Here is a 23,890-nt window from a genome sequence, read left to right as displayed (position 1 = left end):
GGCGCTCACGCTCATCGGCCCGTGACGGCTTATTGACGGGACAGGGCCCGGGTGATGCCGGTGACGATGGTCGTGACCAGGATCCAGCCCGCCAGCACCAGACCGTAGGCGACCCACTGGGCGCCGCCGGCCGGCTGGAACGCCTTCTCCTGGCCGAAGTCGATCAACGGGAACAGCAGATCCAGGGCGTACACCACGGCGTTGAACACCGGCCCCTTGCCCACCTCGGCGGGCGGCGGGCGGTCGAACGCGAACACCGTCGCCCCCACGACCAGCAGCGCGACGAACCAGGCGGCGGCACGCAGCGGCCGGTAGCCGTAGCCGACCGTGACGTCCTGCAGCACGCCCCACGCGCGGGCGGGCCTGCGGAGCATGGCGCGCCGCCGCCGCTGCTTGGCCAGCAGGACCGTGCGGGCCTCCTCGTCGTGCCCGAGCCGCCGATACGTGCCGGCCAGCTGCTCGTACGGCTGCGGCACGTACTCGTCCGGGCCCTCTTCGAGCCAGGCCAGGCGGCGGGCGGCGGGCAGCGTGGGATCCAGTGCCTCGTACGTCAGGCCGTCCTGCAAGCGCGGCGACCATGTGGCAGGGTCGTCGCGCAGCACCCCGATGCGGGCGTGCCGCAGGTCGACCGTGCCTTCGGGGGCCGACCTCGGGCGGAGGTACAGCTCACTGGCCTCCAGTTGCCAGGCCGCCAGTGCCCGGCCGCCGGGGTTGGCGAGGGTGGCGTCGTTGAAGTACACGTGCCGGCGGACCTGGGTGCCGATCAGCGTGATCTCGCCGTCGGAGGTGAAGCCCTGCCCGCAGAACAGCCCGCTGCCGATGGTCGCCGCAGCCGCGTCCAGCGTTTTGCCGCCGGGGTTGTTGCTCAGGCGGGCGCCGCTGAAGTCGGCGATCGTGCCGATGCTGGCGTCGACCAGCCGTACCACGCCTTCGGACCGGAACCCGTCGACGCAGGCCAGCGCGCCGCCGATGGAGATGCCGTCGGCATCCAGCGCCACCTTGCCCGGGGCGGCGAGGTCGGCGCCGGCCAGGCGCAGAGATCCGGTGACGCGGGCCTGGGACAGGTCGACCCGGCCGCGTGCCGTGAGCCCGCGCGCCTCGATCGTGCCCTCGACCTGGATCTCCTCTGCCTGGAGCGCGTCGCCGGCGGGGTTGTCCAGGCGGGCGCCGGTCAGGTTGAGCTCGCGGTCGACGCGGGAGTCGGCCAGCCGTACCGTGCCGTTGGCGGAGAAGGTCCCGCCCAGGTACAGGCCGCCTTCGGCGGTGAGCCGCGAGCCGCGGAGGGCCATCGCGCCGGGGTGGTCGATGGTGGTGCCGGTCAGGGCGAAGGGCCCGGTCGCGCGGGCGTTGCGCAGGCTGATCATCCCGGTGACCGTCATGCACCGGCAGAACACGTTGCCGTCGGCGACGAGGCCGTCCAGCGTCAGGGCGTGCCGGTCGGTGGCGGTCAGCCGGGCGTCGTCCATGATCAACGTACCGCCGACCTTGACGTTGGACAGCCGCACGTGACCCTCGGCCCGCAACCCGATGGCGGCGATCCCGCGATCGGCCTGGAGCCGGTCGCAGTCGATCGCCAGCCCCGATGCCCGCACGTGGGCGTGGTCGAGCGTCAGACTGCCCGCGATGTGGGCACCGCGCAGCTCCACCCGCCCGGTGAACAGGGAGCTCTCCAGCCTCAGGTGACCGCCGATCTGGGCGTTCGACGCCGACAGGCCGGGCAGCCGGGAGCCGGTGAAGCTCAGCTGCTGGCAGCGGGCCCAGTACAGGCGCGGCACCTGCTCGAAGTCACAGGAGAGGAACCGCGCCGGGTGGCTGATGGTGGCGTGGGCCAGGTCCAGGAGTTCGGTGACGCGCGCACCCTTGAGACGCAGGGCCGGTAACCGCGCCGATTCCTCCCGCAGGAGGAGCTCGGTGATCACTCCGGCGCGGACCGTCCGCTCCGGGCCCCAGCTCGCGCCGGTCGCCGGGGCGTCCTCGTCCGGTTTCCCGGTGCGGAAGTCGACCAGCTCGCCCCGGGGGAACGCCTCCCACACCCGGCGCTCGGCCGCGGACAGCTCCTCGACGCGCATGGCTGAATTCTGCCGCAACACCGGCCGCCACCGATCATTTGCCGCCCATCGACATCTCCACCTCTGAGCCGGTGCACGCGCTCGCTCCGGCGGGCGGGCTCAGGGCCGCCACCTTCCCGATCCAGTCGCGACCCTTCCGGTCGCCGGCCTTCTCCACAGCCGCCTTTCCCGCGTCGAGCGGCCAGCCGCGCGCGCCCGCGGGCAAGCCGACGAGCTGCTCCGGCGCGATGTACGAAGGGGTGCCCATGATCTGACTGGTCGCCGTGGCCGTGGTGTCCGCCTCACGAGCGATGCCGAAATCGATGACGCGCGGCGCCGCAAGAAAGCCGACTCGACGAATGGGACAAATAGTAGAAAAGTTAACATTAAGGCGATTTCCTCTTATCGGTCCGTTGGATTACGGGCGGCCTTCTCAAACACCATCTCCCCGGACATGGCCTGGCCGGCCCGCATTCAGCACCGTCCGCAACCTGGCGTTTCGCCACGCCGAGGCCTCGAGCGGCTGCTGCTGTGACGTGAAATGTCACGGTCCACTGAAAAGGACGGTAAAAACACAGGCTTGCGGACAAAGATCGCCATGCCTACGATCTGGAGATAATTCATTCCTTTACAGGAAAGAGATATCACATGCCCGAAAAGTCCAACCTGGAACACCTGCGGCGAGTCGCGGCCCTCGCCGCCGCTACTGCGGCCGCGGCCGCAGCGCTCACTGTCGGCGCGGCCGCGGCTTCGGCCGAGACCGGTTCTAGCGCGCTGGGCGCGGCGCTCGACCGCGTGGCCAGCGACGACGCCGTCTACACGCCGGCGGGCTGGTTCAATAGCTGATCCCAGGGCAACCGAGTTCCGGCTGCGCGGCGTCTTGCATCCCAAGCCGCGCAGCCTTCTCCCTGCGAAAATACAGGGTAAGGATGGTTTAAGTGAGAGAACTCCCCCTGATCAGCCTTAACTCGATGGTGAGCCTAGGTACCAAGGTCAGTGAGTGGCCGACGAAGGATGTCGTCGACGCGGCCCTGGCGGATCCGCAGTGGCGGCCAAAACCATTCGTCGAATTCGTTCTCAAAGTTCACAGCAGGTGCAACCTCTCGTGTGACTATTGCTACGTATACGAGATGGCCGATGACAGCTGGAAAGACAACCCGGCCACTATGTCGAAGGACACCGTGGACCAGGCCGCCGCCCGTTTCGGTGAACACATGCGGGCCCACGCCGATGACATACCTGATGCCAAGGTGGTTCTGCACGGCGGCGAGCCGCTCATGGCGGGCCCCGAACTGATCACCTATCTCACTGAGCGCTTCCACGCCGAGACGCCACCTGGCATCGAGCTCGACATCCGTATGACCACGAACGCGGTGCTCCTCACCCCGGACAACCTCCGGCTGATGCGTGAATGTGGAATCCGCGCCTACGTCAGTCTGGACGGAGGCCGGGAAGCGCACGACCGGCACCGCAAGTACGCGAACGGTCGCGGCAGCTACGACGCGACCATCAGCGGCCTCAACGCCCTGCGCACCCCGGAGTATCGCGACCTGTTCTCCGGCCTGCTGTGCACGGTCGACGTGGCCAACGACCCGATCGACGTCTACGAGATGCTCATTGCCCATGAGCCGCCCATGGTCGACTTCCTGCTCCCGCATGGAAACTGGAACCAGCCGCCGCCGGCCTGGGGTGGCGACTCGAATACCACGACGTACGCCGACTGGCTGATCCCGATTTTCGATCGATGGTATGACGCTCCGGTACGTCCGACGTCGATCCGCCTGTTCGACGAGATCATCAACCTCGTCCTGGGCGGGCACAGCCACGCGGAGACCGTGGGACTCGCACCCTTCCAATCGCTCACTATCGACACCAACGGCTCGATCGACTTCTGCCACCAGCTCAAGTCGTCCTTCAATCGAGCCGCGATCAGCGGCCACCATGTGTCACGTGACTCGCTCGACGCGCTCATGCTGCAGCCCGGCTCGGTCGCCCGGCAGATCGGTGCTGACGCGCTCTGCGACACATGCAAGGCCTGCCCGATCAGCAACATCTGCGGCGGTGGACTCTACGCCCACCGCTACAAGGTCGGAACCGGCTATCTCAACCCGTCCGTCTACTGCGCCGACTTGTCCCGTCTTATCGGCCACATCGTCGAGCGTGTGGCCAAGGACGTACTGGAACACAACTAACCCAGCGGCGCCTTCCCGAGCAGGACAGCCCGAAGACCGCGAACACGACGCGGTCTTCGGGCGTTCGGCGAAATTCTTAAGTTCCTCAGGCCCCGCGCGCCCACCGGGCAGAGTCCTCGGTAACCAGGCCGAACCCGTCCGGGTTCACGAACGCACCTGAACACCGACTACTACCCCGACGTCATCAGCGGCTGGAACAGCGGCGACTGCCTGGCCGAGATCACTCGCCGCCTAACTCGACGCACATGCCTGAATTCTGCCGCGCGCCCAACGGCCGCCGATCATTTGACGCCGATCGACATCTCCACCTCAGTGCCGGTGCACGCCGTCGCTCCGGCGGGCGGGCTCAGGGCCGCCACCTTGCCGATCCAGTCGGGTCCCTTCCGGTAGCCGACCTTCACCGCGAAGCCGGCCTTCTCCACGGCCGCCTTTCCCGCGTCGAGCGGCCAGCCGCGCGCGTCGGGGACGCGGGCGCGGGCCGCGCTCATCACCAGGTCGACCGTGCTCGTGCCCGGCCGTAGGGCGGCGCGCAGGACGCGGCCGGTCGGGCCAGCGGTGGAGCAGTCCGGGGTGAGCTTTCCGGGGGTCAGCCCGGCCTGCTGGAGTCTGGATGTCGCGTCCTTCTGCCGCAACCCGGCCACGACCGGCACCGTCGGACTGGCTGTCGCGCTGGGGATGGTGGGGCTGGTCCCGGTCAGGCCGGTCGTGGTCAGGTTGGTTGTGGTCAGGTTGGTTGTGGTCAAGCTGGTCGTGCTCGGGCCGGTCGCGGCCAGGCTGGGCGTTGGGGCCGCGATCGACGAGGGGTTGGTGGTGACGGCCGCGCCGGTCCGGCTGTCCGCGCTCACCGTCCGCGGGGCCCACGGCCATACGGCTGCCGCGCCGGCGCCCGCACCGACCAGCAGAGCGGCGGCCACGGTGAGCGCCACACGACGCCCCGGCCGGACACCGACGGACCGCTCGGTGGGAGCGGCATCGATGGGAGGGGCCAGGGCCGCAGCCGCCTCAAGGTCGCCCGACCTACCCCCGAGCAGCGTCAGCAGGAGCTCCTGCGCGGTGGGCCGCGTCGCCGGGTCCTTGGCGAGGCATCGCTCCACCAGTTCGCGCAACGGCAGCTGGATCGGGGACAGATCGGGCGTCTCGTTCAGCACGCGGTTGATCACCGCAGGAATCGAGTCCTGCCCGAACGGCGCCTTCCCCATGGCCGCGAACGCGATCGTCACACCCCAGGCGAACACGTCGGAGGGGGCGCCCGCGGGCGAGCCGGCGAGCTGCTCCGGCGAGATGTACGCGGGCGTGCCCATGATCTGACTGGTCGCCGTGACCGTGGTGTCCGCCTCGCGAGCGATGCCGAAATCGATTACGCGCGGGCCGTCGGGACCGATCAGCACGTTCCCCGGCTTGAAGTCGCGATGCACGATGCCGGCCTGGTGGATGGCGGTCAGGGCGGTGGCGGTGCCGATCGCGAGGCGCTCCAGCGCGCCCCCGACGACGGGTCCCTCCTTCGCCACCTTTTCGGCCAACGAGGGCCCGTCGATGAACTCACTGATCAAGTACGGCTGACCGCCGAGCATTCCGGCGTCCACCACCTGGGCCGTACAGAATCGGGCCACCTGTTTGGCCAGCGCCACCTCGCGCATGAACATGCGCTGCGCCCGCTCGTCGTCCCACGACCCGGCGTTCAGCAGTTTCGCGGCGACACGCTGCCCGGTCGGCCCGTCCGGCCCATCCGCTTCCGCGAGGTACACCTCACCCTGGCCGCCTCTGCCGATCCGGCCGATCACCCGATAGACGCCCAGCCGGCGTGGGTCACCCGTACGCAGGGGCTCGATAGCGCGCATCGCTTCCTCCCGAGAAAAGTCACCCCTTATTCGCGTCAGCCCCACACGCGGATTGCGCGAAATACTAAAACCCTTATTTCCTACCTGTTGTGTTGACTATAGGAGCGTCCCCGATCTACGGTGAGAACTGTGACGCCCATGGTTCTCACCATCCGAGGTCACGTGGACTTCTGCCGCGTGGCCAGCGCGCTCTGTCCGTCCTTCCGTTGATCGGCCGACATCCCATCTCCTGGAAGGACCACATCCATGTCAACCCTGCACATCGACCCCGTAGCGGGCCGGATCGGCGCCCAGGTCGGCGGTGTACGGCTCGGCGGCGACCTGCCCGCCGACGTCGTCGCCGAGATCCGCCTCGCGCTGCTCGCCCACAAGGTGCTCTTCTTCCGCGGCCAGGACCACCTGGACGAGGAGCGGCAGGTCGCCTTCGCCCGGCTGCTCGGCGAGCTGACCACCGCGCACCCCACCGTGCCCGCCCTCGACGACAACGCGCACATCCTCGACCTCGACTATCGCAAGGGGCACAAGGTCGACCGCTGGCACACCGACGTCACGTTCGTCGACCGGCCGCCTCTCGCCTCGGTCCTGCGGGCCATCACCGTTCCCCCAGCCGGCGGCGACACGCTGTGGGCCAACACCGTGGCCGCCTACGAGTACCTGCCCGCTGAGCTGCGCGACCTGCTCGACCGGCTGCGGGCCGTACACACCAACCAGTACGACTACGCGCGCATCGCGACGTCGGAGGATCCCGCGCGGACCCGCGAGTACGCCGAGGTGTTCGCCGCCACCGTCTACGAGACCGAGCACCCGGTGGTGCGCGTCCACCCGGAGACGGGCGAGCGGGCCATCCTGCTGGGCGACTTCGCCAAGCGGCTGACCGGGCTGTCGGCGCAGACCTCCGCCTCGGTCATCAAGCTGATCCAGGAGCAGGTCACCCAGGTGGAGAACACCGTCCGCTGGCGATGGGCGCCCGGCGACGTGGCCATCTGGGACAACCGCGCCACCCAGCACCGCGTCGTGCACGACTTCGGCGACCAACCGCGCCGCCTGCACCGGGTCACGATCGCGGGCGACGTCCCGGTGGACGTGGACGGACGGACCAGCACGGTGCTGAAGGGGGACGCGGCCGCGTACTCACCTGTCGCGGCCTGACCCCGCGAACCGCCCTCGTCCGGGGAGACGGCTACGCGACCTGGCCGGGCGAGACCGCCGATCGATCGAGGGGGTGGTCCCGCCCGGCCAGGCCGGGGTGGTGGGCGGCCGGGCGTGCATTTCCTATTGGTCGCGGACCGGAATCGGCTCAGCCAGCGCGGCCCGGCTGGGCGGCGCGGGGAAGGGGTCGGCGAAGTATTGGGTCTCGTGCGTCACGAGACCATCGGTGATCTCCATGACGCTGAGCGAGTGTGTGGGCACCCCGTCATAGGTGATCACGCACTCACTCACCCAAACGTCGCCGCCGCCCAGGATCCGGCGGATGGTGAAGTGGCGTTCGGCCGGGTGCCCGCCGCGTTGCGCCTGGATCCTCGACCGGCCTCTGAAGCGCTCGCCCGACTGCGGGTAGTCCAGGATCGCGTCCGCGGCGTAGATCGAATGCTCGGCGTCGACGTCGCCGCGTTCGGAGGCCGCCCAATGCTCCTGGAGCCGAGCCCGGATCTCGGCTTCGGGATCCCTTGCGCTGTTCACCCGTCGCACCCCTTGTGACCAGTAGAAATGTCGCTCGGCCCGCACGACAGATGCTACTTGAGGGTTCTCCCGCGGCTCGGGACGGCTCAGGTCAGTTCGTCGGCGAGGGCCCGTTCGATGCGCTGCCAGGTCTCAGCGTGGTACGGCGAGTCCTCCTGTGCCAGGAAGGCGTGTGGGGCGCCCGCCAAGACGACCATCTCGTGCCTGATCCCGCCGGCTCGAAGGCGTTCGGCGATGGCCGTCCGCTGGTCTTCGGTGATCGCGTGGTCGCGGTCGCCGACGATGTAGACCAGCTTGCCCTTGATGCCCGGGGTCAGGTCGAGCGTGGGCTCCGGGCTGCTCACCGGGATGTCGGTGCCTGTCAGCCAGCCCGCGTACAGGACCACGGTGACCGGGATGTCGAGCTGGGTGGCGGCCAGGTACGCCAGGTGGCCGCCCAGGCTCAGGCCCACCATGCCGACCGCGCCGCTCGTGTCGCCGCGTGCCGCCAGGTGGTCGACGGCCGCGCGGGTGTCTTCGAGCACTCCTGTGCGGCTCAGCGTCGCTATCAGTTCGAACCCGCGTGCGCGGCCCTCGTCGGTGGCCGGCAGCTCCACTCCCGGGTCGGCGCGGTGGTAGTAGTCGGGGGCCAGCACCACGTACCCCATGCCCGCGATCCGGTCCGCGACCGCGCGCACGTCCTCGGTCAGCCCGAACAGCTGGTGGGCCACGATGACGGCCGGATAAACGCCGTCCCCGGCGGGGCGAGCGAGGTATCCACCCATGGGACCGTCGCTGGTCCGCACGGTGACGTCCGTGGGGTCCGCGCCGACGCCTGAGGAGACGTCCTCCAGGGCGGACAGGACGGCTTCGGCCACACCCATGGCGGAGGCGGGGTTCTGGCCCGTCACCAGGCGGCCGTCGCGGATCACCTGCGGCTGGAAGTCGGGGCCTGGCACGTGGTCGGCGCCCAGTTCGCGCAGGCGGGAAGCGAGCAGGAAGGGAACCACCGAGGTCAGCCCGACGGCCGCCTCCTCTGCATCGGTGAAGGCCGCCACCCGGCGCCCCGCCACCAGCGGCGTGCCGTCGGGCAACGTCACGCCGACCAGGGCGGCCGGACCGTGGCACACGGCGGCGACGACGCCGCCGTTCTCCCAGATGGTACGAGTCAGAGCGGCCAAGGCAGGGTTGCCGGGGAAGTCCCACATCGTGCCGTGCCCACCGGCGAACAGGATCGCGTCGTACCCGGACGGATCAACGTCCTCCGGCCGAGGTGTGTCGGCAAGCGACGGCAAAGCGAGGAAGCGCCGCTGGACGGGGTCGTCCACGTCCGCCCCGTCGCGCGGCGGCTCGCCACCGGCGACGCTCACAAGGTCGACCTCGAAGCCCGCCTCGGTGAAGACCGCCCACGGATGGGCCGCCTCGGAGACGTAGAAACCCGTGTCCCTGCCCGTGTCGCCCAGTGCGGCGTGGCTGGTCAGTGCGATCAGAATGCGTTGGGTCATGACCCCAGGATCACCTTCGGGAACCATCGGCCGCCAATAGCGCCTTGGGGGTGCATCCATCAGCATTCTGATAGTGCGCGCCGCTCCCGGGCCGCCGAGCTGCTCGGCCTGTCGCGACTCACCGCGCCCCCACAGGCCGCTACCCCAGGTGGACGACGGTGTCCGTGGCCCTGGCGCGTTCCGCCGCCCAGACGACGCGGTGGGTCGCGAGGCTCTCGGTGGCGTCGGAGTGGAGCAGTGCCGGGTCGCCCGTGGCGACCGCGGCGAGGAAGGCGTCTGTGAGCGCCTCGTCCCCGCCCCCGTGCCCGTCCCCCGCCGACGGGCCCCCCTCCGTGTGGGGGTCGACGACCTCCTCCAGGCCGGTACGGAAGTCGGTCAGACGCAGCGTACGGCCGTCGCCGTCGATGTAGCCGTGCGTGCCCAGCAGCCGGGTACGGCGGTGCTCCATCGGAGTGAAGGCGCTCATCGTGAACGAGCAGGTCGCCCCGTCGGGGAACTCCATGTTCACCACCTGGTGATCGACCACGTCGTTGTCGCAGGCGTACACGCAACGGCCGTAGGGCCCGGTGCGCAGCGCCTGGAGCACGCCTTCCTCGGTGCGCGCCTGCGTGACCGCCGACAGCGGCCAGAACTCGCTGTCCGGATCGCCGAGGCAGCCGAGATACAGCCGCTTGGCCGAGTACGGGCAGCTCGGCTCCAGCGGGCAGTCGACGCAGCGGTCGGCCGCGCCCTCCGGGCGTTCGGAGGCGCGGAAGTGGGTCAGGTTGCCGAACGAGCTGACCTTGGCCGGGATCCGGCCGAACAGGTGGATCAGCCAGTCGATGTCGTGGCACGACTTGGTCAGCAGCATCGGGGCCGAGGTGTCCTGGCGGCGCCAGTGGCCGCGGACGAAGGAGTGGGCGTGGTGCCACCAGCCGACCGGTTCGAGGTGCTGGACGCTGACGAGCCGCCCGATGCGGCCGCCGTCGAGCAGCCGCTTCAGCGTCCTGGTGTACGGGGTGTAGCGCAGCACGTGGCACACGGCCAGCATGATCTTGTTGCGTTCGGCCGCGTCGGCGATGGCGGCCGCCTCCTGCTCACTGGGCGCCATCGGCTTCTCCAGGAGGATGTGATAGCCCAGGTCGGCCATCCGTACGGCCGGGTCCATGTGCAACTGGTCCTGGGTGGCGATGATCGCCGCGTCGGCGATCCGGCCGGCCGCCGCGAGCTGGGTCCAGTCGGAGTAGACCCGGTCCGGGGAGATCCCGAACTCCGCCGCGGCCGTTTCGCGCCGGTACGCGTCCGGCTCGGCCACCGCGGTCACGCGCCCCAGGCCGGCCACCGTCGCGTGACGCGCGTACGACTGCCCGCGCAGCCCGGCGCCCACGAGGGCTAGAGTCACCCCAGACATGCGTTCCTTTCCCGAAATTAGCATGGAGTCCCTCATTATTAGCTTTGAGGGAGGAGACCTCAAGGGGGTGTGGTGACCGAAGATCTGGGCGGAGGGGATCTCTCCCGGCTCCGCCAGCTCAACGCGCTGGCCGTGATCCGGACGCTGCGCGGCGAGCCCGGGCTCACCGTGACCGAGATCTCCCGGCGCACGGGCCTGTCGCGCGCCTCCACCGAGGACGTGGTGCGCGAGCTGCTGGGGCGCGGCTGGGCGGTGGAGACCGAGCCGACCACCGGCACGGTCGGCCGCCCGGCCAGGCGTTATCGCTTCCGCGCGGACGCGGGCCACGTCCTCGGTGTGGACATCGGCGGCCACAAGATCCTGGCGATCGTGGCCGACCTGGACGGCGAGCCGCGGCACAGTCGCCGGGTCGCGGTCACCCCGGAGATGGGGCGCAGGGAGCGGCTGGCGGCGGTGGACCGAACCGTCAAGGAGTGCCTGGCCGGGGCGGGACTGACGGCGTCCGACATGTGGGCGACCGGCGTGTCCACCACCGGGCTGGTCGACGGGACCGGGCGGGTCATGCTCTCCGACGCGCTGCCCGAGTGGACCGGCGTCGATCTGGCCGCCCACCTGGGGCGGATCGTGGCCGGGCCGATCATGGTCGAGAACGACTGCAAGCTGGCCGCGCTCGCGGAGTCCTGGCGAGGGGTGGCGCGGTACGCCAAGGACGTGGTGTTCCTGCTGGCCGGGCTCCGTACCGGCACCGGGCTGATCATCGACGGCAAGCTGCACCGGGGGTTCGCGAACGCCGCCGGCGAGATCGGCGCGCTGCCGGTCGCGGGCTGGATCCGCGCGCAGGAGCAGCTCAAGTCATGGCCAGGCCAGCCGTCCGGCACGGCCGGAACGTCCGGAGCCACCGGAGCCGCCGAAACGGCCGGTGATCCTGACTCGATGGCCGCCGAGTTGTTCGCCGCCGCCAGGAACGGCGACCGCCGGGCCGCCTCGGCCGTGCGCCGCTACGTCAAGGACCTGGCGGTCGGCGCCTCGGCACTGGTGCTCACCCTCGACCCGGAGCTGGTCGTGGTCGGCGGCGGTTTCTCCCGGTCGGCCGACCTGATCGTGGAGCCGCTGCGCCGCGAGCTCGACCGCTGGTGCATCCGTACGCCCGAGGTCAGGGTGTCCGCCTTCGCCGACGAGGGGGTCGCGCTCGGCGCCGTCCGGCTGGCGCTCGACCACGTGGAGCAGGCGCTCAGGGGCGGCGGCCAGCTCGCCTCACCGGACCGCTTCCCACGAGGCTGAGCAGGTCGCTTCCCACACGGCCGAGCGGGCCGTAATCGAATCGATGCTTGACTTAATTTCCATGGGCTCCATGATTATCCCCAAGTTCGAGACCGTGGCGCCGGACGCGCCTCGCTCGTCAGGGAGGTCCAGGGATGCGGAAGTCGGCGCGGCTCGGCGCGGCTGTGTTCGGGGTGGTGCTGGCCGTCTCCGCCTGCTCGGCGGGCGGTGACGAACCAGGCGCCGCGGGTGGCCAGGAGAAGGTCACGTTGTCGTACGCGATGTGGGACAACAACCAGAAACCGGTGATGGAGGAGCTGAGCAAGGCGTTCACCGCGACCCACCCCGACATCACCGTGAACGTCCAGCTCACCCCGTGGGAGGGCTACTGGACCAAGCTCAAGGCGGCGGCCACGGGCGGAGCGGCGCCCGACGTCTTCTGGATGAACGGCCCGAACTTCCAGCTGTACGCCTCCAACGGCGTGCTCCGCCCGCTGGAGGAGGAGATCACCAACGACAAGGTGGACCTGTCGGTCTATCCCAAGCCGCTGATCGACCTCTACACCTTCGACGGCAAGCACTTCGGGCTGCCGAAGGACATGGACACGATCGGCGTCTGGTACAACAAGACGCTCTTCGACGCCAAGAAGGTGCCCTACCCGGCCGACGACTGGACGTGGGACGACTTCAAGTCGGCGGTGGCCAAGCTGAGCGACCCGGCCAAGGGCGTCTACGGCACCGCCGCCCAGCTGACGAGTTTCCAGGAATACCAGTACAACACCATCGATCAGGCCGGCGGCTTCGTGATCTCCCCGGACGGCAAGAAGTCCGGCTACGACAACCCGCAGACGATCGAGGGCCTGCGTTTCTGGACCGACCTGATCAAGAACAAGCAGTCCCCCGATCTGAAGACGATGACCGACACGTTCCCGCTGCAGCTGTTCGAGGCCGGGAAGATCGCCATGTACTGGGGCGGTTCGTGGAACGTCTCGGAGTTCGCCGCCAACGACTACACCAAGGACAAGGTGGACGTCGCGCCGCTGCCCAAGGGCCAGAAGCAGGCCACGATCATCCACGGGGTGGCCAACGTCGTGTCGGCCAAGACCGAGCACCCGGCGCAGGCTTGGGAGTTCGTCAAGTTCCTCGGCTCCAAGCAGGCCGCCGACATCCTCGGCAAGAAGGGGCCGATCCCCGCGTACAACGGCACCCAGAGCGCGTGGGTGGCCGCGCATCCGGAGTTCAAGCTGCAGACCTTCCTCGACGCGGTGGCCTACGCGGCGCCCTTCCCGGTCTCCAAGAACACCGCCGCCTGGAACGAGGCGGAGCTGACGTACCTCACCAAGGCCTGGACCGGCGAGCAGCCGGTCGAGAAGGCCGCCACCGAGTTGGCGGCGGCGATGAACGCCCTGCTCGCCAAGGAATGACATGACGCTCACCACCCGCCGAGGCGCCACAAAGCCGGCGCGGCGCAGGGATCGCGCGGTCGAGGCTCTGTGGGGGTACGCGTTCATCGCCCCGATCGGGCTGGGCCTGGCCGTCTTCTACCTCTGGCCGGTCCTGCAGACCGCCTACTTCTCCTTCACCGAGTGGGGCGCCTTCGGCGGCCACACCTGGACGGGGGCGGCGAACTACCTGCGCCTGATCGCCGACCCCGAGATGGGCCGGGCGCTGGTCAACACGCTGACCTACACCGTGCTCGGGCTGCTCGCCATCCCGCTGGCCATCGTCTTCGCCGCGCTGCTCAACACCAAGGGGCTGCGCGGGGTGGGCGTCTACCGCACGATGTTCTTCCTGCCGGTCGTCACCATGCCGGTCGCCATCGCCATGGTGTGGCGATGGCTCTACAACGGCGAGTACGGCCTGATCAACCTGGTGCTGTCGCTGGTCGGCATCGACGGCCCCAACTGGATCGCCGACCCGGACACCGCGCTGTACGCCCTGGTCGTGGTCGGGGTCTGGAGCAGCGTCGGCTACAACCTGATCATCTTCCTGGCCGGCATGCAGGCGATCCCCAAGGAGTACTACGAGGCGGCCGCGATCGACGGCGCGGGCCCGGTCCGGCAGTTCGTCAAGGTCACACTCCCGCTGCTGTCACCGACGGCGTTCTTCGTCTCGGTGATCTCGGTGATCGGCTCACTGCAGCTGTTCGACCTGGTGTACGTGATCGGCGGCTCGGGGTCGTCGGCCCGGTCCAATCCGGCCTTCCCGCGCCTGGAGACGGTGGTCCAGCTCTTCTACGAGCGGGCCTTCGTCACCAACGACCGGGGCTACGCGGCGGCGATCGTGATGGCGCTGCTCGTGCTGATCATCGCGCTGACCGCCTTCCAGTTCCGGCTCCAGCGAAGGTGGGTGCACTATGCCTGACCCGGGAGCGCCTACCCGCCGTATCGGGTTGCACGCGGTGCTGGTCGCCGCGTCGCTGGTGATGGTGACGCCGTTCGTCTGGCAGATCATCACCTCGCTCAAGACGCTCAGCGACGCCACCAAGGTGCCGCCGTCGGTGCTGCCCGGCGGCCACTGGGAGAACTACGGCCAGGTGTTCGGGCTGCTGCCCTTCGGCGACCAGTTCCTCAACACGCTGCTGATGGCCGCCGGGCGGACCGTCGGGCAGGTGCTGCTGTGCTCCATGGCCGCCTACGCCTTCGCCCGGCTCCGCTTCCCCGGCAAGAGGCTGCTGTTCGGGGTCTTCCTGTCGGTGCTGATGGTGCCGCCGCAGCTGTTCATCATCCCGCAGTACCAGATCATGTCGTCGCTGGGCTGGCTCAACAGCCTGCAGGCGCTCATCGTGCCCGGCCTGTTCAGCGCGTTCGGGGTCTTCCTGCTGCGCCAGTTCTTCCTCGGTCTGCCGAGTGAGCTGGAGGAGGCGGCCCGGCTGGACGGCGCGGGACCGCTGCGGATCTACTGGTCGATCATGCTGCCGCTGGCCAGGCCGGGGCTGGTCGCCCTCGCCGTCCTGGTGCTGCTGTGGTCGTGGAACGACCTGTTCTGGCCGCTGGTGGTCAACACCGATCCGGAGCAGATGACGCTGTCGGCCGGGCTGGCCTCGCTGCAGGGGCAGTTCCAGACCAACTATCCGGTGCTCATGGCGGGCTCGCTGCTCGCCTCCCTGCCCGTCATCGCCGTCTTCGTCTTCCTGCAACGCCAGTTCATCCAGGGCATCGCCCACACCGGCATCAAGGGCTGAGCCCGCCGACCACCGTCCCCCCAAGGAGAGGCCCGCCCATGTCCCGCCTGTTAGCCGGCCTGCTGTTCCTGTGCGCGATTCTCGTCGCGCCGCCCGCGTACGCCGCCATCACCAGCCCGTCGGCCACCAACGACGCCACCAACGTGACCTACCAGTTCGGCTACACCGGCACGCCCGCCTACCTCCGGACGTACATCGACACCGACCGCGACGCCGCGACCGGGTTCGCCCAGGGCGGCATCGGCGCCGACTACCTGCTGGAGAACGCCACCCTGTACCGCCACAACGGCAGCGGCTGGAGCTGGACGACCGTCAAGACGGTCACCTTCGCCGGCGCCTCGGGCACCGCCCGCTGGACGGTCGCCCGCGCGGACCTCGGCGAGAGCGCCACCCCCAACGACGCCGACCTGATCTTCCAGGCCGAGGCGCCCCTGGAGACCTCCGCCAAGATCACCCACGTCTACACCGGCGGCGGGGGCGGTGGCGGCACGGTGACCTACACCCAGACGAACGCCACCTTCCCCAACCCCGAGCGCGGCTTCTACCACCACAACGGCGACTGCGACAAGAACGACTTCTCCCTCGCCACCCTCCAGGGCTTCCGCACCTCGCAGAACATCTCCCTCGTGATGTGCGTGTTCTACCTGGCCGAGTTCAAGACCAGCGCCATCAGCCAGGCCGCGCTCACCCGCTTCCAGAACCAGCTGACCACCGTACGGGCCGCCGGGCTCAAGGCCATCGTCCGGTTCGCCTACACCGAGTCCACCACCGGCGACGACGCCACCAAGGCCCGGGTCCTGGCCCACCTCGACCAGCTGGCCCCCTACCTGAAGGCCAACAGCGACGTGATCGAGGTCGTCCAGGCCGGGCTCATCGGCGCCTGGGGCGAGTGGTACTACACCCAGAACTTCGGCAACGAGGGCACCATCACCGCCGCCGACTGGGCCAACCGCAAGGCGGTGACCGACAAGCTGCTCAGCGTCCTGCCGTCGTCGCGGATGATCCAGGTCCGCACACCCAAGATCAAGCGCACGATGTACGGCACCACCGCGCTGACGCCCGCCCAGGCCTACAACGGCTCCGCCCAGGCCCGGGTCGGGCACCACAACGACTGCTTCCTGGCCAGCCCCGACGACTTCGGCACCTACGAGAACACCGCCGTCGAATACCCCTACCTCCAGGCCGAGACCGCCTACCTGCCGATGGGCGGGGAGACCTGCGGCGCCAACCCGCCGCGTTCGAGCTGCCCCACCGCCATGAGCGAGATGTCGCTGTTCCACTGGTCGTACCTGAACACCGACTACCACCCCGACGTCATCAACGGCTGGAACTCCGGCGGCTGCCTGTCCGAGATCACCCGCCGCCTCGGCTACCGCTTCGCCCTGCAGAGCGGCACGTACCCGAGCACGGCGACCCACGGCGGCCCGCTGCCGGTGCGTCTCACGATCAGGAACGACGGCTGGGCCGCGCCCTTCAACCCGCGCGACGTCGCGCTGGTCCTGCGTAACACCGCCACGTCGGCCGTGTACCGCCTCCCGCTCAACGCCAACCCCCGCCTCTGGCTCGCGGGCGCCACGGCGACCATCGACCAGAGCGTGACGCTGCCGGCCGGGATGCCGGCGGGCACCTACGCGCTGCTGCTCGACCTGCCCGACCCGCAGCTGTCGTCCCGTCCCAAGTACTCGATCCGGCTGGCCAACGACAACGTCTGGGAGGCCGCCACCGGGTACAACAACCTGCTGCGGAGTGTGACGGTCAACTAGCGACTTTGGTCGGTCTTGGCGGCTGCCAAGGATCGATGTGCCGGTGAGCTCGGCGTCTCTAGCGTCAGGATCATGATTCTGACCGAGGCGCCGGGCTCACGGCGCGTGCACGAGATCGACGCCGTCCGGGGGTTCGCGCTGGCGGGCATCCTGGTGGCGAACATCGGGTTCTTCGCCGATCCCGGCTACGCCGTGGGGACGGGCACCATGCCCATCTCCGAGGGGCCGGTCGCGTACCTCGTCAGCACGCTGGTGCTGACGAAGTTCTACATCCTGTTCTCCTTCCTGTTCGGTTACTCCTTCACGCTCCAGACGCGCGACGGGATCAGCGTCAAGGCCAGGATGCTGCGCCGCAGCCTGGGGCTCTTCGTGATCGGGGTCCTGCACGGGTTCCTGCTGTGGGTCGGCGACATCCTCACGCTGTACGCCACGCTCGGGGTGATCCTGCTGGCGATGCGCGGCATATCTCCCAGGAAGGCGGTCGTCACCGGCTGCGCCATCATCGGCGTCATGTCGGTGATCTGGCTGCTGCTGGCCGGGCTGACCCTGCTCGACCCGGCGACGGGCACGGCGGCCGGCACGGCGGCGGTGACCGACGCGGCGGCCGGGGCGCGGGCGCAGGCGCTGGTCACGGGCGGGCCGCTGAGCTTTCTGTCGTTCCAGGTGGAGACGTACCCGGCGCTGGCCGCGATGGTGTGGATCGGGCAGGGGCCGATGGCGCTGGCGATGTTCCTGTTCGGGCTGGCGGCGGGCAGGTCACGGCTGTTCGAGGAGCCGGAGCGGTGGGCCCGTCTCGTGCCGCGCGTCCAGTGGGTGGGCTTCGGCGTCGGCCTGCCCGCCGCGGTCTTCTTCACCTGGGCGTCGTCCTCGTCCGGGGACACGCTGGCACTGGTCGCGCTGGCGGTGAACAACGTGGGCTCGGTGCTGCTGACGGCCGCCTACGTGGTCACCTTGCTCCAGGTGTTCAAGCGCTTTCCCGCCGTCGTCGGCGTGCTGTCGCCGGCCGGGCGGGTTGCGGCCTCCAACTACATCGGGCAGTCGCTGCTCTGCTGCCTGATCTTCACCGGCTACGGGCTGGCACTGGCGGGCAGGCTGTCACCGCTCGCCGTGATGGGCGTGGCCGCGGTGATCTACGCGGTCCTGCTCGGGCTGAGCCGGTGGTGGCTGCGGAGCCATCGGTACGGCCCGATCGAGTATGTCCTTCGCCGCCTCACCGCGGGTCGGGGTTGACACCGAACAGGCCCTGGTCTTCTCTGCAACGAAAAGGGCGGATCCGAGGGGGCACGGCATGGCCACGGTTCGACGGTTCACACTCGCCTTGGTCGTATCCGCCGCGCTGGCCGGGTTTCCCGCCGCGCCCGCCATGGCCCGGGATCCCGCCCCGGCCGGGCCGGGCGCGGCGTCCCACTTCGGGTTGGCGCGCAAGGACTGCGTCGGGACGGCCGCGGGCCGGGCCTCGAAGGTCTGGTACACAGTCGCGGGCGGCGTGCTGTCCGACGTCTACGAGCCGACCATCGACAACACCAACGTCGAGACGATGCAGTTCGCCGTCACCGACGGCACGACGTTCACCGAGCTGCAGTCCCGCGACACCACGTACAAGGTGAGCACCGACCGCTCCGGCATGGCCTGCACGATCACCTCATCCAGCAAGACCGGCCGCTACCGCCTGACCACCACCTATCTCACCGATCCGGACAGCGACGCCGTCGTGGTCAGAACCCGGCTCCAGCCGGCCGGACTGCGCCTGTACGTACGGCTGGACGCGAGCGTCAACGGCAACGGAGGCGGCGGCACTCCGAACGGCGGGGCCGACAGCGGCGTGGTGGACGGCCCGACCGGCGCCCCGGTGATCTCCGACCCGAACATCGAGACCTCCGCGCCCGCCCGCGACTATGCCGTGCCCACCCACCTGGCGCTGCGCGCGGAGCGGCGGCTGCCCCAGGCGGGCGTCGGCTACGCGGGAACGCCCAGCGACGGCGCCGCGCAACTGGACTCCGCCCACACGCTGACCCCCAACACCAGCGCGCCGGACGGCAACGTGGTCGCCACCGCCCGGCTGCCCCTGGACGGCTCGGGCGCGGTGACCTTCGCGCTCGGCTTCGGCCGTACGGCGGCCGCGGCGTTGCGGACCGCGGGCGAGGCCGCCGCCCGGCCGTTCGAGACCACCCGAGCCCGGTACGAGGCGGGCTGGGCCACCTACGACGCGGGGCTGCGCAAGCCGCCCGCCTCGCTCGCCGACGCCTACCGTTTGTCCGCCAACGTGCTGAAGGCGAGCGAGGACAAGACCTTCCCCGGAGCCGTCGTCGCCTCACTCGCCAGCCCGTGGGGCCAGGCGGTCGGCGCGGGCGAGAAGGTGGGCGGCAAGGCGGTCTATTTCGGGTCCTACCGCGAGGTGTTCGCCCGCGACCTGTACGAGGCGTTCACCGGCTTCCTCACCGACGGCGACCTGGCGACCGCCCGCGCCACGGCCCGCTTCCTGCTGGAACGCCAGCAACTGCCCGACGGCCGCCTGCCGCGCAACTCCCTGCTGAACGGCCGGCTCGCCCCCGACTCGGGCGGCGACCAGCTCGACGAGAGCGCGTACCCGATCCTCATGGCCCACCAGGCCGGGATCGGCCCGGAGCTGTGGGAACACGTCCGCCAGGCCGCGGACTTCCTGGTCGCGCACGGGCCCGCGTTCGGCGTCGAGCGCTGGGAGGAGCAGCAGGGCTACTCGCCGTCCACGATCGCGGCCGAGATCGCCGGTCTCGTCGCCGCCGGAGAGATCGCCGCCGACCGTGACGACCAGGGGCGGGCCAGGCTCTATCGCGCCACCGCCGACCACTTCGCCCGCTCGGTCAAGGGCTGGACGGTCACCACGACCGGCCCGTACGCCCCCCGCTACTTCCTGCGCCTGTCGCGCACCGGCGACCCGGACGCCGCCGCCCCGTACAACCTCGGCAACGGCGGCCCGACGGAGGACCAGCGCCGGGTGGTGGACGCGGGATTCCTGGAGCTGACCCGGCTGGGCGTGCTGCCCGCCACCGACCCCGACGTGCTGGCCAGCCTGCCGGTCGTGGACCGGGTGATCGGGCGTACGACGCCGAACGGCCAGGGCTGGTACCGCTACGGCTCCGACACCGCGGGCACCGAGGACGGCTACGGCGACTGCTACGAACCCGACCCCACCTCCTGCGCCCCGTCCGGGCGGCCCTGGCCCACCGCGAACACCGGCTCGGGCCACCTGTGGCCGGTCCTGTCCGGCGAACGGGCCGAGCAGGCGTTGCAGACCGGCGACCCGCGTACGGCGGCGTCCTTGCTCGCGGCGATGCGGGCCATGTCCTCCGGCACCGGCCTGGTCCCCGAGCAGGCGTGGGAGAACCCGGACCTGGCCGCCGCGCCGTACGGCACCGACCCGGCCACCGCCTCGATCGGCTTCCGCGACGGCGAGCCCGCCGGCTCGGCCTCCCCGCTGACCTGGGCGCAGGCCCAGGAGGTGCGGCTGATCCTTTCGCTCGCGGCGGGCCGCCCGGCCGAGCAGCCCGAGATCGTACGCCGCCGCTACGCCGCCCACGGCATGCCCGAGGCGGCGCCGCTCACCGTCACCGCGCCCGCCGAAGGCGGCACGGCCACCGGCACGTCGGTCACGGTCGAGGGAACCACCGCGCCCGGCGCGCGCGTGGACGTCGCGGCCACGCCCATCGACATCGGCGCCGCCACCAAGGTCGTCTCGGTACGGGCCGGATCCGACGGCCGCTTCACCGCCCAAGCGCCGGTCTCGTTCGGCGAGGTCGTGCTCACCGTGACCGCCACAACCCCCGACGGCCGCACAGTGACCGCCACGAGCCCCGAGGGCCGCACCACGACCGCCACAACCTCCGGCGGCCGCACCGGGTACGCCCGGCGCTCGGTCGTCGGCGACATCACCGGAGCCACGACCGTGCTCGACGTCACCGACCCCGACGGGGACGACGACGGGCCGGGGACCTACGCCTATCCGACGGCCGCCGACTTCCACGCGGGCGCCTTCGACCTGCGCAGGTTCCAGGTCATCACGGACGCGAGCACCGTCTACCTGCGCGCCGAGCTCGCCGACCTCACTCCCACCTTCGGCAGCCAGATCGGCGCCCAGCTGCTCGACGTCTACGTACAGGACCCAGCCCAAACCGCGCGCTCGACCGATCCGGCCTTTCCGCAGCGCAACTACCGCATCGCCGAGCAGGACGCCTGGTCGCAGCGGGTCGAAGCGCAGGGTTTCGCCGCCCCGGTCTGGGTGACGGCCGCCGGGGCCGCCCGGTCCGGGGCCGCCGTCCGCGGCTCCGGCACCACCCGTACGATCACGATCGCCCTGCCCAAGGCGGACTTCGGCACGCCGGGACCAGGGTGGCGGTTCGCGGTCGTGCTCGCCGGCCAGGACGGGTTCAGCGCCGACCAGGCCAGGGGCTTCAGCGCCACTCCCCAGCCGTACCAGTTCGGCGTGTGCGCCCCCGGCGGGACCGCTCCCTTGTGCTCCGTCGACCCGGGCGGCGTACCCAAGGCCGTGGACGTGCTCACCCCGGCCGGACAGTCCCAAGCGGACGAACTGAACCCGCTCCTCGGCCCGGTCACTCTGCGGGCGGTTCCGGTCCCCTGAGGCTGAGGAGAGGCAGGTCGGGGAACAGGTGGCTGACCAGGAGTGTCGCCGTGCGCATCGCGGCGGTGACGATGTCGTCGTTCGTCGCCTCGGTGCCCTGGGCGGCCAGTACGGCGCTGTGCACGCTGAGCAGGGCCAGCCGGACGCTGAGCTGATCCTGCACTGAGGCTCCGGGGCCCAGGATGAGCCGGGTGGCCCGGTCGGTCCGCTCCAGCGGGCTGCTCTGACCCGTCGGCATGGCCGTCTTCAGCGCGGTGTGGTTGGCGACGGCGAATCGCATGTTCCGCACCCCCTGCTGACTGCTCATCGTGAGCCACCGGCTCAGCAGCTCGGCGGCCAGCTCCGGGGAGTGCGGCTGCCCGGCCGCCCAGTCGAGCAACTCGTCCATCGCCCGCATGTGGTCGGTGAAGAGGCTGACGATGACGGCCTCTTTGCTGTCGAAGTGGTAGTAGAGCGCCGCCTTGGTGATGCCCAGTTGCTCGGCGATCTCGCGCATAGAGGTGGCGTCGTAGCCGTGCTCGGTGAACAGGGTCAGCGCGGCCTCCTGGATCTCGGCTCGCGTCTGGCTGCCCTTGCGCCGCGCGCCCGGCGCCGACTCCGTCTTGGTCATGGCTCTTCCCTCTTGCTCCAACGCTGCTACACAGCCTATTTGCCTACCGGCCGGTTAGCAAGTACGCTTGCCGACCGACAAGTAAGTTCTATGGATCGACAGGAGCGCACGTAATGGCCAAGGACAGCGCGGACACCGCCTCGGGAGCGGAAGAGCAGGTCGGATTAGGGTTCAGCCACCGCCAGATCATGGTGACCATGAGCGGCCTGGTCGTCGCCATGCTGCTGGCAATGCTGGACAACATGATCGTCGCCCCTGCGATTCCCACGATCGTGGGCGAGCTGGGCGGCCTCGAGCACCTGGCATGGGTGACCACCGGCTACGTCCTGGCCTCCACCGTGGCCACGCCGATCTGGGGGAAGCTCGGCGACCTCTACGGCCGCCGCATCATCTTCACCACCGCAGTGGCGATCTTCCTGCTCGGCTCGGTGCTGTGCGGCGCGTCCCAGGATATGGCACAGCTGGTCGCCTTCCGCGCCATCCAAGGACTGGGCGCGGGCGGACTGATGGTCGGCGTGCTGTCGATCATCGGCGAGATGATCCCGCCGCGCGACCGCAGCAAGTACCAGGGCGTCATGATGGCCGTCATGCCGGTCGCGATGATCGGCGGCCCGCTCATCGGCGGTTTCATCACCGACAACCTGAGCTGGCGCTGGGCCTTCTACGTCAACCTGCCGCTCGGCGCGGTCACCCTGGTCCTGTGCTGGATCACCCTGGCCAAGCTGCCCAAGGGCACCGGCAAGGCCGTGATCGACTGGTGGGGCACCGGCCTGCTGACGGTCTGGATCACCGCCCTGGTGCTCGTCACCAGCTGGGGCGGCACCCAGTACGAGTGGGGCTCCGGGCAGATCCTCGGGCTGATCGCCCTGGCCGTGGTCACGTTCGTCGCCTTCATCTTCGTCGAGCGGCGCGTGGCCGAGCCGATCATGCCGCTGCGGGTCTTCAAGAGCCTCAACTTCTCGCTGTCCGGCGGGGTCGCCTTCATCTCGGGGTTCGCGATGTTCGGCGCGATGGGCTTCCTGCCGCAGTTCCAGCAGTTCGTCCAGGGCTCCTCGGCCACCAACAGCGGCCTGCTGCTGATGCCGATGATGATCGCCTCGATGGCCGTCAGCCTGGCCGCCGGCCAGCTGATCAGCAAGACCGGGCACTACAAGTCGGTGCCGATCGTCGGCGGCGTCCTGGTCACGATCGGCCTGGCGCTGTTCGCCACCATGGACGTCAGCACCTCCACCACGGTGACCGCCCTCTACATGGTGGTCCTCGGCGCCGGCATGGGCGGGCTGATGCAGACCAGCACCCTGATCGCGCAGAACAGCCTCGCGCTGCGTGACATGGGCGCGGGCACCGGCGTGTCGACCTTCCTCCGCAACATGGGCAGCTCGCTCGGAGTCTCGTTGCTCGGTGCCGTCTACGCCAACCACCTGACCGACACCCTCATCGGCACTCCCGCGGTCGCCGCCCAGGCCTCCTCGATGACCCCGCAGCTACTGCGCCGCCTGCCCGAGGCGGTCCAGGACCTGTTCCAGCAGGCGGTCACCAACGGCATCACCGCCCTGTTCACCTGGGGCGCGGTCGTGGCCGCCATCGGCATCGTGGCCGCCCTGTTCATCCGCCAGGTCCCGCTGCGCGGGGCCGCCACGCCGCAGGCGGCCAAGGCCAAGGACGAGGCCGACGCGGTCGCCATGAGCGGCTGAGTCCGTACGGGCCGGGGGTCACCCCGGCCACATAAGGGTGCGGTTCCGGTCACGCCGGAACCGCACCCTTACGGCTTTGTGGAGCCGCTCAAGGAAGCGGCTCAGTAGGGCCGCTGGAAGTAGCGGCCCATA

At 70.0% G+C, this 23,890-nt stretch carries 18 protein-coding genes; 11 read left to right on the top strand and 7 right to left on the bottom strand.

Features of this window, described 5'->3' with window-relative positions; translation table 11 throughout:
• Nucleotides 1–29 precede the first annotated feature (29 nt).
• Both AB0B61_RS09000 and AB0B61_RS08995 read right to left on the bottom strand, forming a co-directional pair.
• Nucleotides 30–2,069 carry a hypothetical protein gene (locus AB0B61_RS09000; RefSeq protein ID WP_358429819.1) on the bottom strand — a complete coding sequence of 680 codons (2,040 nt, stop codon included), beginning with the start codon at nucleotides 2,067–2,069 and terminating at the stop codon, nucleotides 30–32.
• Nucleotides 2,070–2,103: 34 nt separating this feature from the next.
• Complete coding sequence (locus AB0B61_RS08995) at nucleotides 2,104–2,316, bottom strand: hypothetical protein (RefSeq protein WP_358429817.1); 213 nt, start codon at nucleotides 2,314–2,316, stop codon at nucleotides 2,104–2,106.
• A gap of 380 nt (nucleotides 2,317–2,696) precedes the next feature.
• On the opposite strand from AB0B61_RS08995, the gene AB0B61_RS08990 reads away from it, so the two are divergent.
• Together AB0B61_RS08990 and AB0B61_RS08985 are read left to right on the top strand one after the other, a co-directional pair.
• A complete protein-coding gene (locus tag AB0B61_RS08990; protein WP_358429815.1) occupies nucleotides 2,697–2,894 on the top strand; it encodes a hypothetical protein in 198 nt (65 codons plus the stop codon).
• A gap of 92 nt (nucleotides 2,895–2,986) precedes the next feature.
• The gene (locus AB0B61_RS08985; protein ID WP_357947893.1) at nucleotides 2,987–4,240 is read left to right on the top strand and encodes an FxsB family cyclophane-forming radical SAM/SPASM peptide maturase; all 1,254 of its coding nucleotides are present in this window, start codon (nucleotides 2,987–2,989) and stop codon (nucleotides 4,238–4,240) included.
• A gap of 281 nt (nucleotides 4,241–4,521) precedes the next feature.
• On the opposite strand, the gene AB0B61_RS08980 is transcribed toward AB0B61_RS08985, so the two are convergent.
• Nucleotides 4,522–6,078: a protein kinase gene (locus AB0B61_RS08980; protein ID WP_358429813.1), complete on the bottom strand. Its 1,557-nt coding sequence runs from the start codon at nucleotides 6,076–6,078 to the stop codon at nucleotides 4,522–4,524.
• Nucleotides 6,079–6,324: 246 nt separating this feature from the next.
• Between AB0B61_RS08980 and AB0B61_RS08975 the strand changes: the two genes are divergently transcribed.
• Nucleotides 6,325–7,227: a TauD/TfdA family dioxygenase gene (locus AB0B61_RS08975; protein WP_358429811.1), complete on the top strand. Its 903-nt coding sequence runs from the start codon at nucleotides 6,325–6,327 to the stop codon at nucleotides 7,225–7,227.
• A gap of 123 nt (nucleotides 7,228–7,350) precedes the next feature.
• Here AB0B61_RS08975 and AB0B61_RS08970 read toward each other — a convergent pair whose 3' ends face one another.
• The 3 genes from AB0B61_RS08970 to AB0B61_RS08960 form a co-directional block, all read right to left on the bottom strand.
• Nucleotides 7,351–7,758 (bottom strand): nuclear transport factor 2 family protein, encoded by a 408-nt coding sequence (locus AB0B61_RS08970; RefSeq protein WP_358429809.1) that lies wholly within the window; start codon nucleotides 7,756–7,758, stop codon nucleotides 7,351–7,353.
• An 86-nt stretch (nucleotides 7,759–7,844) separates the two neighbouring features.
• Entirely contained in the window at nucleotides 7,845–9,242 is a 1,398-nt protein-coding gene (locus tag AB0B61_RS08965) for a dienelactone hydrolase family protein (RefSeq protein WP_358429807.1), read from the bottom strand.
• Between the two features lie 139 nt (nucleotides 9,243–9,381).
• On the bottom strand, nucleotides 9,382–10,632 hold the full coding sequence (locus AB0B61_RS08960; protein ID WP_358429805.1) for a Gfo/Idh/MocA family oxidoreductase: 1,251 nt from the start codon (nucleotides 10,630–10,632) through the stop codon (nucleotides 9,382–9,384).
• A gap of 72 nt (nucleotides 10,633–10,704) precedes the next feature.
• On the opposite strand from AB0B61_RS08960, the gene AB0B61_RS08955 reads away from it, so the two are divergent.
• The 7 genes from AB0B61_RS08955 (at nucleotide 10,705) to AB0B61_RS08925 (ending at nucleotide 21,454) form a co-directional block, all read left to right on the top strand.
• Entirely contained in the window at nucleotides 10,705–11,913 is a 1,209-nt protein-coding gene (locus AB0B61_RS08955) for an ROK family transcriptional regulator (protein WP_358429803.1), read from the top strand.
• Between the two features lie 134 nt (nucleotides 11,914–12,047).
• Entirely contained in the window at nucleotides 12,048–13,316 is a 1,269-nt protein-coding gene (locus tag AB0B61_RS08950; RefSeq protein WP_358429801.1) for a sugar ABC transporter substrate-binding protein, read from the top strand.
• Between the two features lies 1 nt (nucleotide 13,317).
• Complete coding sequence (locus tag AB0B61_RS08945) at nucleotides 13,318–14,256, top strand: sugar ABC transporter permease (protein WP_358429799.1); 939 nt, start codon at nucleotides 13,318–13,320, stop codon at nucleotides 14,254–14,256.
• On the top strand, nucleotides 14,249–15,076 hold the full coding sequence (locus AB0B61_RS08940; protein ID WP_358429797.1) for a carbohydrate ABC transporter permease: 828 nt from the start codon (nucleotides 14,249–14,251) through the stop codon (nucleotides 15,074–15,076). The genes AB0B61_RS08945 and AB0B61_RS08940 overlap by 8 nt, the downstream gene beginning before the upstream one ends.
• A 38-nt stretch (nucleotides 15,077–15,114) precedes the next feature.
• Complete coding sequence (locus AB0B61_RS08935; protein WP_358429795.1) at nucleotides 15,115–16,839, top strand: DUF4832 domain-containing protein; 1,725 nt, start codon at nucleotides 15,115–15,117, stop codon at nucleotides 16,837–16,839.
• 72 nt (nucleotides 16,840–16,911) lie between these two features.
• A complete protein-coding gene (locus tag AB0B61_RS08930) occupies nucleotides 16,912–18,069 on the top strand; it encodes a DUF418 domain-containing protein (RefSeq protein WP_358429793.1) in 1,158 nt (385 codons plus the stop codon).
• A 58-nt stretch (nucleotides 18,070–18,127) separates the two neighbouring features.
• Nucleotides 18,128–21,454, top strand: coding sequence for a glucodextranase DOMON-like domain-containing protein (locus AB0B61_RS08925; RefSeq protein ID WP_358429791.1), 3,327 nt, complete (start codon nucleotides 18,128–18,130; stop codon nucleotides 21,452–21,454).
• Here AB0B61_RS08925 and AB0B61_RS08920 read toward each other — a convergent pair.
• Complete coding sequence (locus AB0B61_RS08920; protein ID WP_358429789.1) at nucleotides 21,426–22,064, bottom strand: helix-turn-helix domain-containing protein; 639 nt, start codon at nucleotides 22,062–22,064, stop codon at nucleotides 21,426–21,428. The genes AB0B61_RS08925 and AB0B61_RS08920 overlap by 29 nt on opposite strands.
• A gap of 113 nt (nucleotides 22,065–22,177) precedes the next feature.
• Here AB0B61_RS08920 and AB0B61_RS08915 point away from each other — a divergent pair, with 113 nt between their 5' ends.
• Nucleotides 22,178–23,758, top strand: a complete 1,581-nt coding sequence (locus AB0B61_RS08915) for an MDR family MFS transporter (RefSeq protein WP_358429787.1) — start codon at nucleotides 22,178–22,180, stop codon at nucleotides 23,756–23,758.
• The last annotated feature ends 132 nt before the right edge of the window (nucleotides 23,759–23,890 follow it).

This window comes from Nonomuraea sp. NPDC049158 (assembly GCF_040648335.1).
Taxonomy (GTDB): domain Bacteria; phylum Actinomycetota; class Actinomycetes; order Streptosporangiales; family Streptosporangiaceae; genus Nonomuraea.
This window is presented reverse-complemented; position numbering and strand designations above follow the sequence as displayed.

Excerpts from the sequence above, each read along its gene's own strand:
- AB0B61_RS09000 (WP_358429819.1), bottom strand. The coding sequence starts at position 2,069 with ATGCGCGTCGAGGAGCTGTCCGCGGCCGAGCGCCGGGTGTGGGAGGCG.
- AB0B61_RS08995 (WP_358429817.1), bottom strand. The coding sequence starts at position 2,316 with ATGGGCACCCCTTCGTACATCGCGCCGGAGCAGCTCGTCGGCTTGCCC.
- AB0B61_RS08990 (WP_358429815.1), top strand. The coding sequence starts at position 2,697 with ATGCCCGAAAAGTCCAACCTGGAACACCTGCGGCGAGTCGCGGCCCTC.
- AB0B61_RS08980 (WP_358429813.1), bottom strand. The coding sequence starts at position 6,078 with ATGCGCGCTATCGAGCCCCTGCGTACGGGTGACCCACGCCGGCTGGGC.
- AB0B61_RS08975 (WP_358429811.1), top strand. The coding sequence starts at position 6,325 with ATGTCAACCCTGCACATCGACCCCGTAGCGGGCCGGATCGGCGCCCAG.
- AB0B61_RS08965 (WP_358429807.1), bottom strand. The coding sequence starts at position 9,242 with ATGACCCAACGCATTCTGATCGCACTGACCAGCCACGCCGCACTGGGC.
- AB0B61_RS08960 (WP_358429805.1), bottom strand. The coding sequence starts at position 10,632 with ATGTCTGGGGTGACTCTAGCCCTCGTGGGCGCCGGGCTGCGCGGGCAG.
- AB0B61_RS08950 (WP_358429801.1), top strand. The coding sequence starts at position 12,048 with ATGCGGAAGTCGGCGCGGCTCGGCGCGGCTGTGTTCGGGGTGGTGCTG.
- AB0B61_RS08945 (WP_358429799.1), top strand. The coding sequence starts at position 13,318 with ATGACGCTCACCACCCGCCGAGGCGCCACAAAGCCGGCGCGGCGCAGG.
- AB0B61_RS08940 (WP_358429797.1), top strand. The coding sequence starts at position 14,249 with ATGCCTGACCCGGGAGCGCCTACCCGCCGTATCGGGTTGCACGCGGTG.
- AB0B61_RS08935 (WP_358429795.1), top strand. The coding sequence starts at position 15,115 with ATGTCCCGCCTGTTAGCCGGCCTGCTGTTCCTGTGCGCGATTCTCGTC.
- AB0B61_RS08930 (WP_358429793.1), top strand. The coding sequence starts at position 16,912 with ATGATTCTGACCGAGGCGCCGGGCTCACGGCGCGTGCACGAGATCGAC.
- AB0B61_RS08925 (WP_358429791.1), top strand. The coding sequence starts at position 18,128 with ATGGCCACGGTTCGACGGTTCACACTCGCCTTGGTCGTATCCGCCGCG.
- AB0B61_RS08920 (WP_358429789.1), bottom strand. The coding sequence starts at position 22,064 with ATGACCAAGACGGAGTCGGCGCCGGGCGCGCGGCGCAAGGGCAGCCAG.
- AB0B61_RS08915 (WP_358429787.1), top strand. The coding sequence starts at position 22,178 with ATGGCCAAGGACAGCGCGGACACCGCCTCGGGAGCGGAAGAGCAGGTC.